Annotated in this window: 13 protein-coding genes; 6 read left to right on the plus strand and 7 right to left on the minus strand. The window is 52.2% G+C overall.

The window, feature by feature from the left end; all coding sequences use genetic code 11:
* The 3 genes from AC07P6_RS05300 to AC07P6_RS05310 are packed head-to-tail and all read left to right on the plus strand — an operon-like array spanning nucleotide 1 to nucleotide 4,138.
* Nucleotides 1-2,487: a fimbria/pilus outer membrane usher protein gene (locus AC07P6_RS05300; RefSeq protein WP_182234756.1), complete on the plus strand. Its 2,487-nt coding sequence runs from the start codon at nucleotides 1-3 to the stop codon at nucleotides 2,485-2,487.
* A complete protein-coding gene (locus AC07P6_RS05305; protein WP_434661647.1) occupies nucleotides 2,478-3,473 on the plus strand; it encodes a fimbrial protein in 996 nt (331 codons plus the stop codon). Before AC07P6_RS05300 ends, AC07P6_RS05305 begins: the two co-directional genes overlap by 10 nt.
* A gap of 14 nt (nucleotides 3,474-3,487) precedes the next feature.
* Nucleotides 3,488-4,138, plus strand: a complete 651-nt coding sequence (locus AC07P6_RS05310; protein WP_112217401.1) for a fimbrial protein — start codon at nucleotides 3,488-3,490, stop codon at nucleotides 4,136-4,138.
* A gap of 82 nt (nucleotides 4,139-4,220) precedes the next feature.
* Here AC07P6_RS05310 and mrkJ read toward each other — a convergent pair whose 3' ends face one another.
* The 6 genes from mrkJ to AC07P6_RS05340 all read right to left on the minus strand — a co-directional run bounded on the left by mrkJ (nucleotide 4,221) and on the right by AC07P6_RS05340 (nucleotide 9,563).
* Complete coding sequence (gene mrkJ / locus AC07P6_RS05315) at nucleotides 4,221-4,937, minus strand: cyclic-di-GMP phosphodiesterase MrkJ (protein ID WP_181484988.1); 717 nt, start codon at nucleotides 4,935-4,937, stop codon at nucleotides 4,221-4,223.
* A gap of 140 nt (nucleotides 4,938-5,077) precedes the next feature.
* Nucleotides 5,078-5,662, minus strand: a complete 585-nt coding sequence (locus tag AC07P6_RS05320) for a helix-turn-helix transcriptional regulator (RefSeq protein WP_478315780.1) — start codon at nucleotides 5,660-5,662, stop codon at nucleotides 5,078-5,080.
* Nucleotides 5,663-5,667: 5 nt separating this feature from the next.
* Nucleotides 5,668-6,369, minus strand: a complete 702-nt coding sequence (locus AC07P6_RS05325) for a flagellar brake protein (protein WP_112213990.1) — start codon at nucleotides 6,367-6,369, stop codon at nucleotides 5,668-5,670.
* 379 nt (nucleotides 6,370-6,748) lie between these two features.
* Nucleotides 6,749-7,621 (minus strand): aldo/keto reductase family oxidoreductase, encoded by an 873-nt coding sequence (locus AC07P6_RS05330; protein WP_434661649.1) that lies wholly within the window; start codon nucleotides 7,619-7,621, stop codon nucleotides 6,749-6,751.
* 113 nt (nucleotides 7,622-7,734) lie between these two features.
* On the minus strand, nucleotides 7,735-8,964 hold the full coding sequence (locus tag AC07P6_RS05335) for an amino acid permease (protein WP_182234745.1): 1,230 nt from the start codon (nucleotides 8,962-8,964) through the stop codon (nucleotides 7,735-7,737).
* A 137-nt stretch (nucleotides 8,965-9,101) separates the two neighbouring features.
* Nucleotides 9,102-9,563, minus strand: coding sequence for a multidrug/biocide efflux PACE transporter (locus AC07P6_RS05340; RefSeq protein WP_182234743.1), 462 nt, complete (start codon nucleotides 9,561-9,563; stop codon nucleotides 9,102-9,104).
* Nucleotides 9,564-9,659: 96 nt separating this feature from the next.
* Here AC07P6_RS05340 and AC07P6_RS05345 point away from each other — a divergent pair, with 96 nt between their 5' ends.
* The 3 genes from AC07P6_RS05345 (at nucleotide 9,660) to AC07P6_RS05355 (ending at nucleotide 13,048) form a co-directional block, all read left to right on the plus strand.
* Nucleotides 9,660-10,532, plus strand: a complete 873-nt coding sequence (locus AC07P6_RS05345) for a LysR family transcriptional regulator (RefSeq protein ID WP_304253400.1) — start codon at nucleotides 9,660-9,662, stop codon at nucleotides 10,530-10,532.
* A gap of 276 nt (nucleotides 10,533-10,808) precedes the next feature.
* The gene (locus AC07P6_RS05350; RefSeq protein ID WP_182234739.1) at nucleotides 10,809-11,984 is read left to right on the plus strand and encodes an acetyl-CoA C-acetyltransferase; all 1,176 of its coding nucleotides are present in this window, start codon (nucleotides 10,809-10,811) and stop codon (nucleotides 11,982-11,984) included.
* A gap of 368 nt (nucleotides 11,985-12,352) precedes the next feature.
* Nucleotides 12,353-13,048 carry an oligogalacturonate-specific porin KdgM family protein gene (locus AC07P6_RS05355; protein WP_182234737.1) on the plus strand — a complete coding sequence of 232 codons (696 nt, stop codon included), beginning with the start codon at nucleotides 12,353-12,355 and terminating at the stop codon, nucleotides 13,046-13,048.
* Between the two features lie 265 nt (nucleotides 13,049-13,313).
* Here AC07P6_RS05355 and AC07P6_RS05360 read toward each other — a convergent pair whose 3' ends face one another.
* Complete coding sequence (locus tag AC07P6_RS05360; RefSeq protein ID WP_110276420.1) at nucleotides 13,314-14,489, minus strand: oligogalacturonate lyase family protein; 1,176 nt, start codon at nucleotides 14,487-14,489, stop codon at nucleotides 13,314-13,316.
* Nucleotides 14,490-14,719: the final 230 nt, after the last annotated feature.

Raw genomic sequence — 14,719 nt, forward strand, 5'->3', positions numbered from 1 at the left:
ATGAAGCAGAGGTCAATCTGCCCGGGAAGATTAAGCACGGCCATTGCGGTTGCGCTGTGCTGCTTTCCGCCATTTTCCAGCGGAGAGGAAAACCCGGGAACGGTCTATCAGTTTAACGATGGTTTTATCGTCGGCAGCCGCGAAAAGGTCGATCTGTCGCGCTTCTCGACCAGCGCCATCTCCGAGGGCGTCTATTCACTGGACGTGTACACCAACGGCGAGTGGAAAGGTCGCTACGACCTGAAAGTCACCGCAGGTAAAGACGGCAAAATGGGCGTCTGTTACACCAAAGCGATGCTGATGCAATACGGTATCTCGCCGGAGAAGTTCAACCCGCAACTGAGCGAAAAAGAGGGCTTCTGCGGCCGTCTGCAAGAGTGGCGTAACGAAGAAAACGTCAAAGATAGCCTGATTCAGTCCTCCCTGAGACTGGATATTTCCGTACCACAAATTTACGAAGATCAGCGCCTTAAAAACTTTGTCAGCCCGGAGTTCTGGGATAAAGGCGTTGCGGCACTGAATTTAGGCTGGATGGCCAACGCCTGGAACAGCCACAGCTCATCGGCAAACAGCTCGGATAACAACAGCGCGTATCTTGGCGTCAACGCGGGTTTTTCCTGGGATGGGTGGCTGCTTAAGCACATCGGTAACCTGAACTGGCAGCAGCAGCAGGGGAAAGCACACTGGAACAGCAACCAGACCTACCTGCAAAGGCCGATTCCACAGATTAACTCGATTGTCAGCGGCGGGCAGATTTTCACCAACGGCGAGTTCTTCGACACCATCGGCCTGCGTGGGGTAAACCTGGCGACCGATGACAATATGTTCCCGGACGGCATGCGTTCCTACGCGCCAGAAATCCGCGGCGTGGCGCAAAGTAACGCCCTGGTGACGGTACGCCAGGGCAGCAATATTATCTATCAGACCACCGTGCCGCCGGGGCCGTTTACTCTGCAGGATGTTTATCCCTCTGGTTACGGTAGCGACCTGGAAGTTTCGGTTAAAGAGGCCGATGGTTCGGTCGAGGTGTTTAGCGTACCTTACGCTTCGGTGGCGCAATTGCTGCGTCCCGGGATGACCCGCTATGCGCTCTCCGCCGGTAAGGTCGATGATAGTTCGCTGCGCAATAAACCGATGCTCTACCAGGGAACCTGGCAGCACGGTTTAAATAACCTGTTTACCGGCTATACCGGCGTGACCGGCTTTGATGACTATCAGGCGTTCCTGCTGGGTACCGGGATGAACACCGGCATCGGCGCGCTGTCATTCGACGTTACTCATTCACGCCTGAAGAGCGACACCCTCGACGAGCAGGGGCAAAGCTATCGCGCCACTTTTAACCGCATGTTTACCGAAACCCAGACCAGCATCGTGCTGGCGGCTTATCGCTACTCCACCAAAGGCTATTACAACCTGAACGACGCGCTGTATGCGGTCGATCAGGAAAAGAACCGTAACAGCAACTACACCGTGTGGCGGCAGAAAAACGGTATGACCTTCACGGTTAACCAGAACCTGCCGGACGGCTGGGGCGGTTTTTATCTGAGCGGCCGGGTGGCAGATTACTGGAACCGTTCCGGAACCGAGAAGCAGTACCAGTTTAGTTACAACAACATGTACGGCCGTCTCTCGTGGTCGGTCAGCGCGCAGCGCGTCTATACCCCGGATAGCTCCGGTCATCGCCGCGACGATCGCGTTTCGCTCAACTTTAGCTATCCGTTATGGTTTGGTGAAAATCGCACCGCCAACCTGACGTCAAATACCTCGTTTAATAATTCGCGCTTCGCCAGCTCGCAGATTGGCGTCAACGGTTCGCTGGATAGCGAAAACAACCTCAACTACGGCGTGTCGACAACCACGGCGACCGGCGGTCAGCACGATGTGGCGCTGAACGGCAGCTATCGTACCCCGTGGACCACGTTGAACGGCAGCTATAGCCAGGGCGAGGGTTATCGCCAGAGCGGTCTGGGCGCTAGCGGGACGCTGATTGCTCACCAGCATGGCGTGGTGTTCTCGCCGGAAAGCGGCACCACCATGGCGCTGATCGAAGCGAAGGATGCCGCAGGCGCGATGTTGCCGGGTTCGCCGGGGACCCGCATTGACAGCAACGGCTACGCCATTCTGCCGTATCTGCGACCTTACCGGATTAACTCCGTTGAAATTGACCCGAAAGGCAGCAACGACGATGTCGCCTTTGACCGTACCGTGGCGCAGGTGGTGCCGTGGGAAGGCAGCGTGGTCAAGGTCTCTTTCGATACCACGGTGCAAAACAACATTACGTTGCAGGTGCGTCAGGCGAATGGTCAGCCTCTACCGTTCGGCGCCACGATATTTGACGCTACCGGGAAGGAAATCGGCGTGGTAGGACAGGGCAGCATGATGTTTATCAGCGACGCCAGCGCACCGAAGGCCACGGTTAAGTGGAGCGGCGGACAATGTTCGGTGGATTTGAGTCAGGAAAAAACAAAGGAAACGCTATGTCGCTAAGTAAAAAACTGACGCTTTTTATTGGCTTAATGGCGCTGGGGACGACATCGGCATGGGCATCCTGTTCGCGCCTTTCGCAGCCGACGGTGAGCCTGGATATGGTCGTCGGGCGAGTCGTTGTTCCACCGGATTTACCGGTGGGGTCAGTTATCGTTTCCCGCGACTGGACGATGTCGGCGCCGGGTGGGGCAAGCTATAGCTGTACCACCGGCAATAACCGCTTTGTGGCAAAAATCGTTGCGACCGGGGCGACCGATCTGGGGAATAAAATCTATTCCACCAACGTGCCGGGCATTGGCCTGCGTTTTAGCCGCGGCGGCGCGACGGTGAATATTATCTACCCTGATGTCTTCTCCAACTACGCCAGCAGGACCACCAGTTATTCACTGGAAGGCTCTCGCTTTACCCTTGAAGTGATTAAAACCGCCGCCGTCACCGGCAGCGGTACTCTGGCGGCGGGTAAATATACCTCTTACGACTGGGAGAGCGGCAACAACCCAATCCTGGAAACGCGCCTCAGCGCCAACGCCATCACCGTGGTTTCGCCCTCGTGTACCATTCTGAGCGGCAAAAACATGAACGTTGATGTCGGCACCATCAAGCGCAGCGATCTCAACGGCGTGGGCACTACCGCCGGGGGCAAAGATTTTAATATTGAGCTGCAGTGCAGCGGTGGCTTAAGCGAGTCGGGATACGCCAATATCCAGACTTCGTTCTCCGGCTCCCTGGCGACCGGTACGAGCTTAACCCGTGGGGCGCTGCTGAATGAAAAAGCCGGTACATCGCTTGCGAAAGGGATTGGGATTCAGGTCCTGAAGGATGGCGCGCCGCTGGAATTCAATAAGAAATACAGTACCGGGTCGCTGCGCACGCAGGAGACACGCTATATCACCCTGCCTCTCCATGCGCGGTTCTATCAATATGGGCCGACCACCAGTACCGGTGAGGTGGAGTCGCACATGATCTTTAACCTGACGTACGATTAATTCGGGAGGCGGGAATGAGTGATTCAGCACAGTATAAAAATAGCAAAAGACTCATCCAACTGACTCTGATGGGCGGGGCGCTTGTGGCCTCTTCGGCGTGGGGATTTGAGACGAATTATGAACAAGGGCGGGTAGATTTTGCCGGTCGGGTGACCGATATCTCCTGTAGCGTGGCGCTCAACGGCGGCAACAATGCGGGCAGCGGTAGCGTCTGGCTGGCGCCGGTAAGCCTTGCGGAAGTGCACGATCGCGGCGCGGGGGCATTTATGAAGCCGCAGCCCTTCACCCTGGAGTTATCGAACTGCCAGTTACGCCATGATGGCGGCGCGGCAGATGAAAATGAAATCCGCATGGTGAACGTGCGCTGGATTGACGGATTTATGGTCAATTCCGTCAGCAATGAAAATGCCGGTTATCTGGCTAATACGCGGGCGGATGGGGCCAGTCATATTTTTCTGGCGCTGGCGACCAACGATAATAATACGCTGGATAAGAGCAATAAAATTGTCCCGGCCGATCCACAGCAAAACCGGGTGCCGCTGGTGGAGAAAGCAGTCAATGGCGGCGTGTTTACGTATTATATCGGCTACGTGACGCCCGCACCCGAAAAAGCGACCAGTGGTTTGCTAACCAGTTGGGCGACCTGGGAGCTGGTTTATAATTAATTCTGCAAGTAAAAGTCGGACTGGTTTTCTCCCTCTCCCTGTGGGAGAGGGCCGGGGTGAGGGAAATACGTCTGTGCATTTTTTATAGCGTAATATCTTCTTTAACCAGTTGCTCAATGCTGACCTCTTTCCAGTAATGTCCCTGAATAGCAAACCATTCCATCCCTTGTAGCCACTTTTTATGAGCCTCAGTTTCGACACCTTCAATAATGACATTATGGTGATTACGCGAAAGAAAGGTCACCAGCGCATCCATTAAAGGCCGACCAGAATCTTTTTGCATTAAATGCCAGAAAAAGTTTTTATCAATTTTGACATAATCAAAATGATAACCGCGGATAGCGTTAATGCCGGCATAGCCAGAGCCGAAGTCATCAAGCCATAGCGAGGTGCTTTGTGGATCGCTCCAGGAGGCGAGGGCATTATTCAACAGTTTGTTGGAGTTTTCCGTGACTTCGAAATGAACGCAGCCGAGTTGTTCGACAATTTCTTTAATCTCCGGTCTTAGTAAAACGTTGAGAATATGATCATCGACATTAATTGTGGCTGAAATACCATTTTTGAGAAACCACTGCTTATGTTTTTCGATTAGTGCCAGTTGCTCCATAAATATGCTTTCTCGTAATCCCGAATTGGCATAGCGAAAGAAATTTTCAGGAGAAATAGGGATATGATCAAAACGGCTCAGACACTCAACGGCGACAAGTACGCCTTGTGGGGAGAACATTTTCTGAAAGACATAACGAACTGCTATATCGCTACGTGATAAATTATGGTCGGAAAACAGAGTTGCGTTCATTATCTCTCGTTAGAAATCAGGTCAGAGGTAAAGAGAGGATCAGATTATTATAGGTGACCTTTCTACCGATGGGAATGATTATTAAAGGCTGATTGCCAATGAATTATCGGATTTTGATTGGTCACCTGCATATTTTGTTCTCAACAATGATACATGTTGACTATTCTGGCATGCATTATCCGTGAGCTATTCATTCCGAGTTTTTTCATAATGTGAACCTTATGGCTATGCACCGTTTTATGGTCAATATTGAGAAGTACGGCGATTCTTTTATTGTTGTTGCAGGCAATAATTAACTCCAGAACCTGAAGTTCCCTGGCTGTCAGCTTTCGCTGAGTGCATAAACCCTGGCTGTCGCTGGCAGTTACAGGACGATTGATGATGGCTGAGAAATCCGATAAAGATGATTTTTCCGTCAAAATCAATAAGTTTTCCAGGTCAATAAGCTCACGACATAAGCTGGCGAGTTCGTTTTTTACAATCAGAACCCGCATTGCGCAGTGTGCAAGGTGCACGCGTAGCGTGTTGAGTAATGCGACCGTCGTGGCCACAGAGATATCCTTATGGATGAGGTTAACAATAACAGTACCCCCCAGAGGGAGATGGGCACCCGTAACAATATCCTGGAGGCTTAGGGGGGTGACATATTTCTCATTATCAACCAGGTAATCCTGGATTGATCGCCCGATAATATTGTCATCGGTGTAAAGTAATATACTTTCCAATGTCTTTAGACTCTCTTTTTTCTCTTGGCTTCCATAATCAAGTCGAGCAGCATTTTCTCTATTCTCTTCTTGTTATCAAGATGGCGAAATGTAAATTGGCAAGAAATCTGGTAGTAGCTTTCCCGCTCCTCGTTATCATCTAAAGTCACCATAACGACATTCTTTATAACCAAATCTACGGTAATCTCACCATATTCGGCGAGTGCCAGAATGGCGTTCTTGAGAACGGCATTGTGGCTGAGGAATTTCAGATTGGGGTTTTTAGTCATTAATGCGCAACCGCCGTCTGAAATGTCTTTGATCTCGAAAAGATAGTTTTCGCCATTCTTATGTCGGCCATGGCAGAAAAACTCATGTTCGTGGCGAAGACGGAACCGGGGATCGCGGCGGCGTTGCACCACCTGGATACATTCGGGTAAGGTAAATGCGACCTTATTGCATTTTCCCTCGCTATACGCATAATTTTTCTTTAACACCGCGCTGAATTCGATTTTTCCTGAATCACTATGCAAAATAAATTTAACTTTATGCCCTGGAGGGATTTTGCTGGTGGTTGAGATATGGAATTCGGCAAAATCCACGCGCGTTAGCTGAGTAATAGTACTTTTGTTATTAACAAATACTTCTATCTCTGCTTGCTTTCGGAGTTCTTCCCTGAAAATAGCAATAATTTCATACTTACTGGTCTTTATCGTTCCCTCTATCATGTGAAATCCTTGTGAAAGTTATTGTGTCTGGTTGATTTTTTTATATGGCAATACAAACATTCTGATTGTGTTAATCAGATGTTTTTATGAGCATTTGATGTTATTAGCTATCTTTATCGCTAAATTGATTTGTATAAACTTTGAATGAGATGTTGTTTTTCCTGTAATCAAGAGTTCGAAAAATTTGATGAGACAAAAACGACAGAAGCCTCCAATAAGGAGGCTTGTCAAAAAAGTATGAAACTATGCTGTATATAGGGTTATCCGTCAGAGAATAACGCTAATTTGTAGGATGTATAGTGCCTGTGGCTTTAAGGTAATTCCAGGCAAATATTAAGGAGCAGGCATCGGCAAATTTTCATTTGCCGATGCCTGAAAATCAGGATTGCGGTTGGAGGTTATCCAGAGTGGCCAGGGCATCGGCCGGCAGGATTAATTCAGCAGCGGCAAGGTTTTCCCGCAGATGTTGTAGCGAAGAGGTACCGGGGATGAGCAGGATATTCGGTGAGCGTTGTAGCAGCCAGGCCAGTGCAACCTGCATTGGCGTGGCGTCCAGAGCGGCGGCGACGTCATTAAGCTCTTGCGCCTGCAGCGGCGTGAAACCGCCGAGCGGGAAGAACGGCACCCAGGCGATATTCTGCGCTGCAAGCGCATCGATAAGCGGGTCATCCTGACGATTTGCGACATTATATTGGTTCTGCACGCAGACGATGGGCGTGAGTTTTTGGGCATCCGCCACCTGTTTGGCGGTGACGTTACTTAGCCCGATATGGCGAATTAACCCGCGCTCTTTAAGCTCCAGCAGCGTGGTTAATGGCCCTTCCAGCGAACCTTCAACCGGGCCATGAGCGCTGAGCATACTGCGCAGATTCACCACCTCCAGAACGTCAAGGCCCAGATTGCGCAGGTTATCTTCCACCGCCTGGGTCAGTTCTGCGGGGGACATCGCAGGCAACCAATTGCCTTTTTCATCACGGCGAGCGCTGACTTTGGTGACGATGCATAGCTCGTCAGAATAGGGATGTAGCGCTTTGCGAATCAGTTGATTAGTGACATGCGGGCCGTAAAAATCGGAGGTATCGATGTGATTAACCCCCGAGGCGACGGCTTCTTGCAGCACGCGGATAGCCGTCTCAGGATCTTTTGGCGGACCAAAGACGCCCGGTCCTGCAAGCTGCATTGCCCCGTATCCCAGGCGATAAACCTGACGATCGCCTAAGGTGCCGGTTCCGGATAATTTTACGCTGGACATAGAAACTCCCCCTGATGGTGTGCAGGCTCTAAGTGTATGCCCGTCAGGAGGATTGGGGAGATAAGAATATTGGCAGAAAGTGCGGCGAAAGAGAGCCTTCGCCGCACGGAGGATCAACTGAAGAACATCACCGAAACGCACAGCAAACCGATGACCAGGGTAATAAAGTTACCCACTGAGCGGTAAGGCTTTAGCGCTGGAATAAGATAGGTCGACAGGGTCGGCATGATAAACAGAATCATCGCAATGAGCGGACCGCTGATGGCATAAATCATCGAGATAGCGTTGGGATTGATAAAGCAGACGACAAAGGTCAGCGTCGAAACCAGCAGGATCGACATCGCCCGATTAAACGCGCGGCTTTTACGAATGCCAATCTGGCCGAGCGACGTCTTGACGATTTCACTGGCCCCTTCAATCACCCCAAAATAAGTGCCGAGGAACGACTTCGACATTGCCACTACCGCCACGATAATCCCGGTGACCGCCAGCCATGCCGGGGAGCCCGGCATCATCGATAACGCGGAGAGAATGGTTACCCCTTCGTTACGAGCGGTTTCAATATAGGTTGTCGGTATCGACAGCAGGCAGCTAAAAACGAAAAACAGTACGCTGGCGCAGATGAGGGTGTAGGCCACCTTCATGATTTTTTTGCATTTACCCATGGCCTGCTCGCCATATTTCTCCTGCTGGTCGATAGCAAAAGTCGAAATAATTGGCGTATGGCTAAAAGCGAAAACCATCACGGGAATGGAGATCCAGATTTGGTGGAACGTGTGCGAGGTCAGTTGCATTTGACTGGTCAGATACTCCGGCTGCCAGCTGCCAATCAGATAGATGGAGAGGAACAGGAAGCAGGCGATCAGCGGGAACACTAAAAAACCCATCACTTTGATAGTGATATGGCGGCCCATCAAAAAGATCAGATTGAGCACCAGCACCACGCTCAGGCTGAGCAGCGCGCGCACGCCTGGCGTAATGGGCACATGCCTGGCTAACTGCTCGGCCAGCGAGTTAGTGATGGCGACGGCATAGATCAGGATGACCACGAAAAAGGCGAGGAAATAGAGCCCGGTAATCAGGTTACCGATCTTTTTTCCGTAATAGTGATTAACGGCCCCGGTAATGCCAGCGCCTGGCGCGATTTTGGCGGAGAGAATGAACTGGCTCAGAGCTTTATGCGGCCAGTAAGTTAGCGGCCAGGCGACCAGTGCGGTGATGAACAGAACGATAGCGCCAGCGGATCCCAGTTGGATCGGCAAGAATAACGTGCCAGCGCCTACAGCAGTGCCATATAAGGCAAAACTCCAAAGAGTTTCTTCTTTAGACCAAATTTTAGACATTATGCGACTTTATCAACCAGAAAACGAACAAAAAGGAGTGCAATTTATCACATTTATGATTCGTCTGCGGCGATAGTTTCTGGTGGATAAATGAAGCGGCGGATCGTCGGTTAAGGTACCGGCGATCCGCCAAAAGGTTAGCTACGGGCGATAATGCGTTGCTGGCGATGCTTGAAGACGCGCTCGCGCAGCGTATCCCAGGCCCAGTTAAACGCCATGGTGTAGGGCAGGAAGAACAGCATAAAGCCGATTTCCAGCATAAATGCCTGCAACAGCGAGACGCCGAGCACCAGCGCGACGAGGGTTACACCGATGATGATAAAACCCGACTCAAAGCCGATAGCGTGTAGTGCACGGACGCGCAGGTTACGCACCACGCGCGACACCGGCCACAGGCGGTCGAAAATGGCGTTATAGATGATGTTCCAGATCATCGCGACGGTCGCCAGCAGAATACTCAGTCCGCCCATCTCAACGACCGAACGCTGCATCAGCCATGCGGCAGTAGGGGCGAGAATCAGGGTCGCGAGACCTTCAAAGCTGATCGCGTGGATGACGCGTTCCGTCAGCGTTTTACGCTGTACGTTATGTTGTTGCATGGCTTGTTACCTCTGGCCTTAATAAGAATTTACCCGGCATTTTATGGAAAAATATGATAAACAAAAGATAGTATCCATCGATAAAGTAGATAGTTCATGCGCTATTCTCCCGAAGCCTTAACCGCTTTTGTCGAAACCGTCGCCTGCGGTTCGTTTTCTGCTGCGGCGCGGCGGCTGCGGAAAAGTCAGTCCACCATCAGTACGGCGATTGCCAACCTGGAAGCCGATCTTGGCGTGACGCTCTTCGATCGCAGCTCCCGGCAACCGACGCTCACGCCGCAGGGTGAACAGGTACTGAGCTATGTCAAAGCCATTCTGGCGGCCAGCGACAGGCTGGATGAGCTGGCGATTTCGCTCTCCGGTAAAACGGAGGCACGGCTGACTTTTGTGCTTTCCGATACGCTGCATCCCGATGTGCTTGAAGATCTGCTGGCGCAGTTTGACCGCCGTTTTCCACATACCGAATTTGAGTGCCTGATTGGTGAAGATGAGGATGTTGTCGACCTGCTGCAAAAAGAGCGGGCGCAGGTGGGACTGATTGAGGCCAGGGATAGCTATCCGACGGAGATCGGCAGTATCCGCCTGCCGATGCGAACCGAAATGGCTATTTATGTCGCTCCCGATCACGCGCTGGCGGCCCGGGGCAGAGTGAGCTGGGATGAACTGCATAGCTGGCGGGAGCTGCGCTTAAGTACCTATCTGGAAAGTACTCCGGAACCGGCGCGGGGGCAGGTCTGGTCGGCCCCGAACTATCTGCTGCTGTTCAGCATGGCGGCGCAGGGGCTGGGATGGTGCATTTTGCCCTGTGCGCTGGTGGAGGAGTTTGCCGGCAGCGGCACCCTGGTGACGCTGGACGTTGCCGGCTGGCCGCGAGCGATTTCTATTGATTTACTGTGGAACAAGAAAGCGCCGCCGGGAGAAGCGGGAAGCTGGCTGCGTCAGCATCTGCAGGGGCACGGGAGCGAATAGAAAGCCTCCTTCGTAATTGCCCGGTGGCGGATTGACGTATTGTCGGTCGGGTAGGAAGCTGGGCTGGGTTTTCGTAGGTCAGGTAAGGCGCTAGCCGCCACCTGACAGAAAAGCGGGCACGATGCGTAAAACAGGTTTGTCAGCGACCCCTGGCGCTAAAATCGCCCATGATCTTTGTGATTCTCCTCACTTTTTTTAAACAATTACGAAATTTTTTGATAACAATTCACTACTATGATGCTGTTTCTTTGCGCAGGGGCGGAGCAGAGGTAGAGGATGAAAGATGTCGTAATCGTCGGCGCGTTGCGAACGCCAATAGGCTGTTTTCAGGGCACATTATCGCGCCACTCGGCGGTGGAACTGGGCAGCGTGGTGGTGAAAGCGTTAGTCGAGCGCAGCGGTGTCGATCCCCAAAGTATTGATGAGGTGATCCTCGGTCAGGTCCTGACTGCGGGCACCGGGCAAAACCCGGCGCGTCAGTCGGCTATTCGCGGTGGGCTGCCGAATACCGTTTCTGCTATTACCATCAATGACGTCTGCGGCTCCGGACTGAAGGCGTTGCACCTCGCAACTCAGGCGATTCAGTGCGGTGAAGCGGATGTGGTGATTGCTGGCGGCCAGGAGAATATGAGCCGCGCCCCGCACGTATTGACCGACAGCCGGACCGGCGCGCAGTTAGGCAATAGCCAGCTTATTGACAGCTTGGTCCACGACGGCCTGTGGGATGCGTTTAACGATTATCATATGGGCGTCACGGCAGAGAATCTGGCGCGAGAGTACGGCATCAGCCGTGAGTTGCAGGATGCATGGGCGCTCAGCTCCCAGCATAAAGCGCGGCGGGCGATTGATTCTGGCCGCTTTCGTGATGAAATTGTGCCGATAGCGACCGAGCTCAACGGCACCCCGCGGCTGGTGGATACCGATGAACAGCCACGGGTTGATGCCAGCGCCGAAGGGCTGGCCAGCCTGCTCCCGACCTTCGATCGACTGGGATCGGTCACCGCAGGCAATGCGTCGAGTATTAATGATGGCGCGGCGGCGGTGATGATGATGAGCGAAGCCAAAGCCGAGGAGCTTGGGCTGCCGATTCTGGCGCGGATCCGCGCCTTTGCCAGCGTCGGCGTCGATCCGGCGCTGATGGGGATAGCTCCGGTACATGCGACCCGCCGCTGTCTGGAGCGTGCGGGCTGGAGGCTCGATGAGGTCGATCTTATCGAAGCCAATGAAGCTTTTGCCGCCCAGGCCATTTCGGTAGGTAGGGTGCTGGAGTGGGATGAACGACGGGTAAATGTGAACGGCGGCGCGATTGCTCTCGGCCACCCGATTGGCGCATCTGGTTGTCGCATCCTGGTTTCCCTGGTACACGAGATGATTAAACGCGATGCCCGCAAAGGGCTTGCCACGCTGTGTATTGGCGGCGGTCAGGGCGTAGCGTTGGCAGTTGAACGCTAATATACCCGTCATACTTCAAGTTGCTTATGTGTTGGCTACGTGCGCTCACCCCAGTCACATAGTTATCTATGCTCCTGGGGACTTACGCCCTTGCCGCCTTTAGGCAACTCGAATTATTTAGGGTATAAGCCCATTCTGATGTGATTTTTCTAAGCCTCCCTGCGGAGGCTTTTTTGTTTTTATTATCGAGCACTTTTCCCCGCAAATTCCCTCGTAACCCTCTATTTTGTTGAGCTCGGTCACGTCTTGCTGTGCCATCTTTTTTGAAACAAATAATTACGATCTCGATCACTAAAACATTATTACTTAAAAAATAAAATGCAGTTTCATAAAAAAGAAACGATATTTTAAATTATAAGGGGTACCTCATGTTTGCAAAATCTCTGGCCCTTGCTGCACTCTGTGGCATGTCTTTCGCGGCTTCAGCTGTCACCGTCGATTTACGTCATGAATTTATCGATGGGGGGAAGTCGGACAAGAGCAACGCTGACCGCGTTTCCGTCTCCCATCGTTTCGCTAATGGTTTTGGCTTCTCCGTCGAGGCGAAGTGGAAATCAGGTGGTGATAGCGCCAGCCAGCCTTATTCTGATGTCATTGGTAATGGTCATGAAGAGACTATTAGCTGGCAGTGGAAGGCGGATAAAAACTTCTCAGTAACGCCCGGGTTTGCGATTGAAAGTAACGATAGCCGCTCAATCTATAAACCGAACCTGCGCGTACAGTACAGCTTCGATAACGGCTTCTACGTTGCTGCCCGCTACCGTTATGACTACACCCGTTATCCGGCGAATGCAGGTAAAGACGATGATAAGGTAAACCGTGGCGATGCATGGGCCGGTTACGTCCTGGGCGACTGGCGCGCTGAGCTGAACTACGTTTATGCGCGCAGTACGGAAGGTGTGAAACGTAACGACAATAAACCGTACTCTCAGGAATACAACCTCAAGGTTGCCTATAAGCTGGATAAAAACTGGGCGCCGTACGGCGAACTCGGCAACGTCGGCGTCAACGACCGCAGCGACCGCCAGACCCGTTTCCGCGTCGGTGTTGCCTACTCGTTCTAAATTAAAAAAACCTCCTCATCGTTTTCCCCGGAGCAGTCAGCCGGGGTTTTCTGTTTGTATTAACCTATCTTCCCGGAGGCGGTACTGCGCATCTGTCCGGGCTACCCCATTGGCACATAATGTAGCCCGGACAGGCGCATTGCGCCGCCTCCGGGAAGACCGCGTCTGGAAGGACCCGGGGAAAACTCCGGACATAAAAAAGCCCTCCAAAAGGAGGGCAAGGCCAGTTACAGAAACACTAACTCAAACTAAACAGTGGCTAATTCTATGCTTTCAGCATCTCAGGCTGCGACGGTAGCTTCGCGATATAAACAGCAGGCTTGCCGTCTTTATCGGAACTAAACAGAATTGCGCTATCGTCCGGCGTAAAGGATGGATGCGGATGAGTAACCTGGCGGCTATTCGCCACCGTTGCCCAGGAGGTGTCGTGGCGTGCGACGCGGAAATATGCCTGCTTCGCGACATCAAACGCGTACAGATAGGGGTCGTTATCGATAGTGTAGCCGCTGGTATCTTTCACATCGACCGGCGTACCGGAACCATCGCCCACCAGCATCGTGCCATCGAAGTTACTCATCAGATGCGAACATGCTGGCATCTGCATCACCGCTTCATTGACGCCGGTATCCGGGTTGAAGCTATAAATTGTCCGGCCCTGCTGGCCCTTCAGATAAGAAACATACATCAGCGAAGAACCGTTCGGTACCCAGAATTCATGAGTGCAGCTTTCACCTTGTGCATGCTCTTTGACTTTGCGCACGTTGCTGCCGTCTTCATTAACCATCCACATCCGCGCATCGACCAGGTCGTGCGGGCCTTCGTGGCAGAAGGCGACCGTGTTGTCATCGAAAGGACGATAAATCGGGTGACCCAGCCATTTTTTCTCTTCGTGAATCACGCTACTTTCGCCGGTTTGCAGGTCGACGCGCAGCAGGCGGCAATGGGGGCCTTTATGGAAGAAGTCGTGGAAAATCTGCCAGTCGTTGAGCGGCGTCCAGTCGCTTTTGGCAATCTCGATCCCAACCAGTTTGGTGCAATCGCTGTTTGCCACCCAGGTACCGTAGCCAACCCAATCATCGGCGACGCGATAAACTTCGCGCTCTTGCAGCGTGGTGAGATTGACTTCCAGCAGCGTGCGGTCGTTCTTCACATAATAGAGGGATTTATCATCCGGAGAGAGGAAACCACCAAAGGTGTTATCACCTGCGCCTTCCGTTAACTGTACCGCCTCGGCTTTCGCCAGATTCAACAGATAGTAGTTCCAGTGGCCATCGAACTCACCAGCAAACAGCAAATGGCTGCCATCATTGAAAAAACACTTCTGATAGAAATAGTTACGATGACAGGTTACTTCCGGTGGGGTTAAGCGGGTGATTTCTGCGCCGGTGTCCGGATCGCGGCTGACTTCATAATTCAATTTAACCCGCATGCCTTTAGCCATGATGTACTCCTTTTCCTTCCTGAGATGTCGCCAGCCTGCGTGAGCTGGTCAGTGGAAGTTGATTTAAAAGATAGGTGTCAATTTATCAAAACATCGTTTCATTATTTGTGATGGTGGACGCAATTCGCAACAACTTCCCGCGGTGGATCGCACTTTTTTGTCGCCTGTCCAGCAGATGCCGGGATCACCTTTGTTTTATGGTCGTTTTTTTATGATCTACCGTCATTTTT

It is taken from the genome of Klebsiella sp. GFKo11 (genome assembly GCF_056490265.1).

Bases quoted from the DNA above. Each gene is read 5' to 3' on its own strand.
- AC07P6_RS05300 (WP_182234756.1), top strand. From the start codon at position 1: ATGAAGCAGAGGTCAATCTGCCCGGGAAGATTAAGCACGGCCATTGCG.
- AC07P6_RS05305 (WP_434661647.1), top strand. From the start codon at position 2,478: ATGTCGCTAAGTAAAAAACTGACGCTTTTTATTGGCTTAATGGCGCTG.
- AC07P6_RS05310 (WP_112217401.1), top strand. From the start codon at position 3,488: ATGAGTGATTCAGCACAGTATAAAAATAGCAAAAGACTCATCCAACTG.
- mrkJ (WP_181484988.1), bottom strand. From the start codon at position 4,937: ATGAACGCAACTCTGTTTTCCGACCATAATTTATCACGTAGCGATATA.
- AC07P6_RS05325 (WP_112213990.1), bottom strand. From the start codon at position 6,369: ATGATAGAGGGAACGATAAAGACCAGTAAGTATGAAATTATTGCTATT.
- AC07P6_RS05330 (WP_434661649.1), bottom strand. From the start codon at position 7,621: ATGTCCAGCGTAAAATTATCCGGAACCGGCACCTTAGGCGATCGTCAG.
- AC07P6_RS05335 (WP_182234745.1), bottom strand. From the start codon at position 8,964: ATGTCTAAAATTTGGTCTAAAGAAGAAACTCTTTGGAGTTTTGCCTTA.
- AC07P6_RS05340 (WP_182234743.1), bottom strand. From the start codon at position 9,563: ATGCAACAACATAACGTACAGCGTAAAACGCTGACGGAACGCGTCATC.
- AC07P6_RS05345 (WP_304253400.1), top strand. From the start codon at position 9,660: ATGCGCTATTCTCCCGAAGCCTTAACCGCTTTTGTCGAAACCGTCGCC.
- AC07P6_RS05350 (WP_182234739.1), top strand. From the start codon at position 10,809: ATGAAAGATGTCGTAATCGTCGGCGCGTTGCGAACGCCAATAGGCTGT.
- AC07P6_RS05355 (WP_182234737.1), top strand. From the start codon at position 12,353: ATGTTTGCAAAATCTCTGGCCCTTGCTGCACTCTGTGGCATGTCTTTC.
- AC07P6_RS05360 (WP_110276420.1), bottom strand. From the start codon at position 14,489: ATGGCTAAAGGCATGCGGGTTAAATTGAATTATGAAGTCAGCCGCGAT.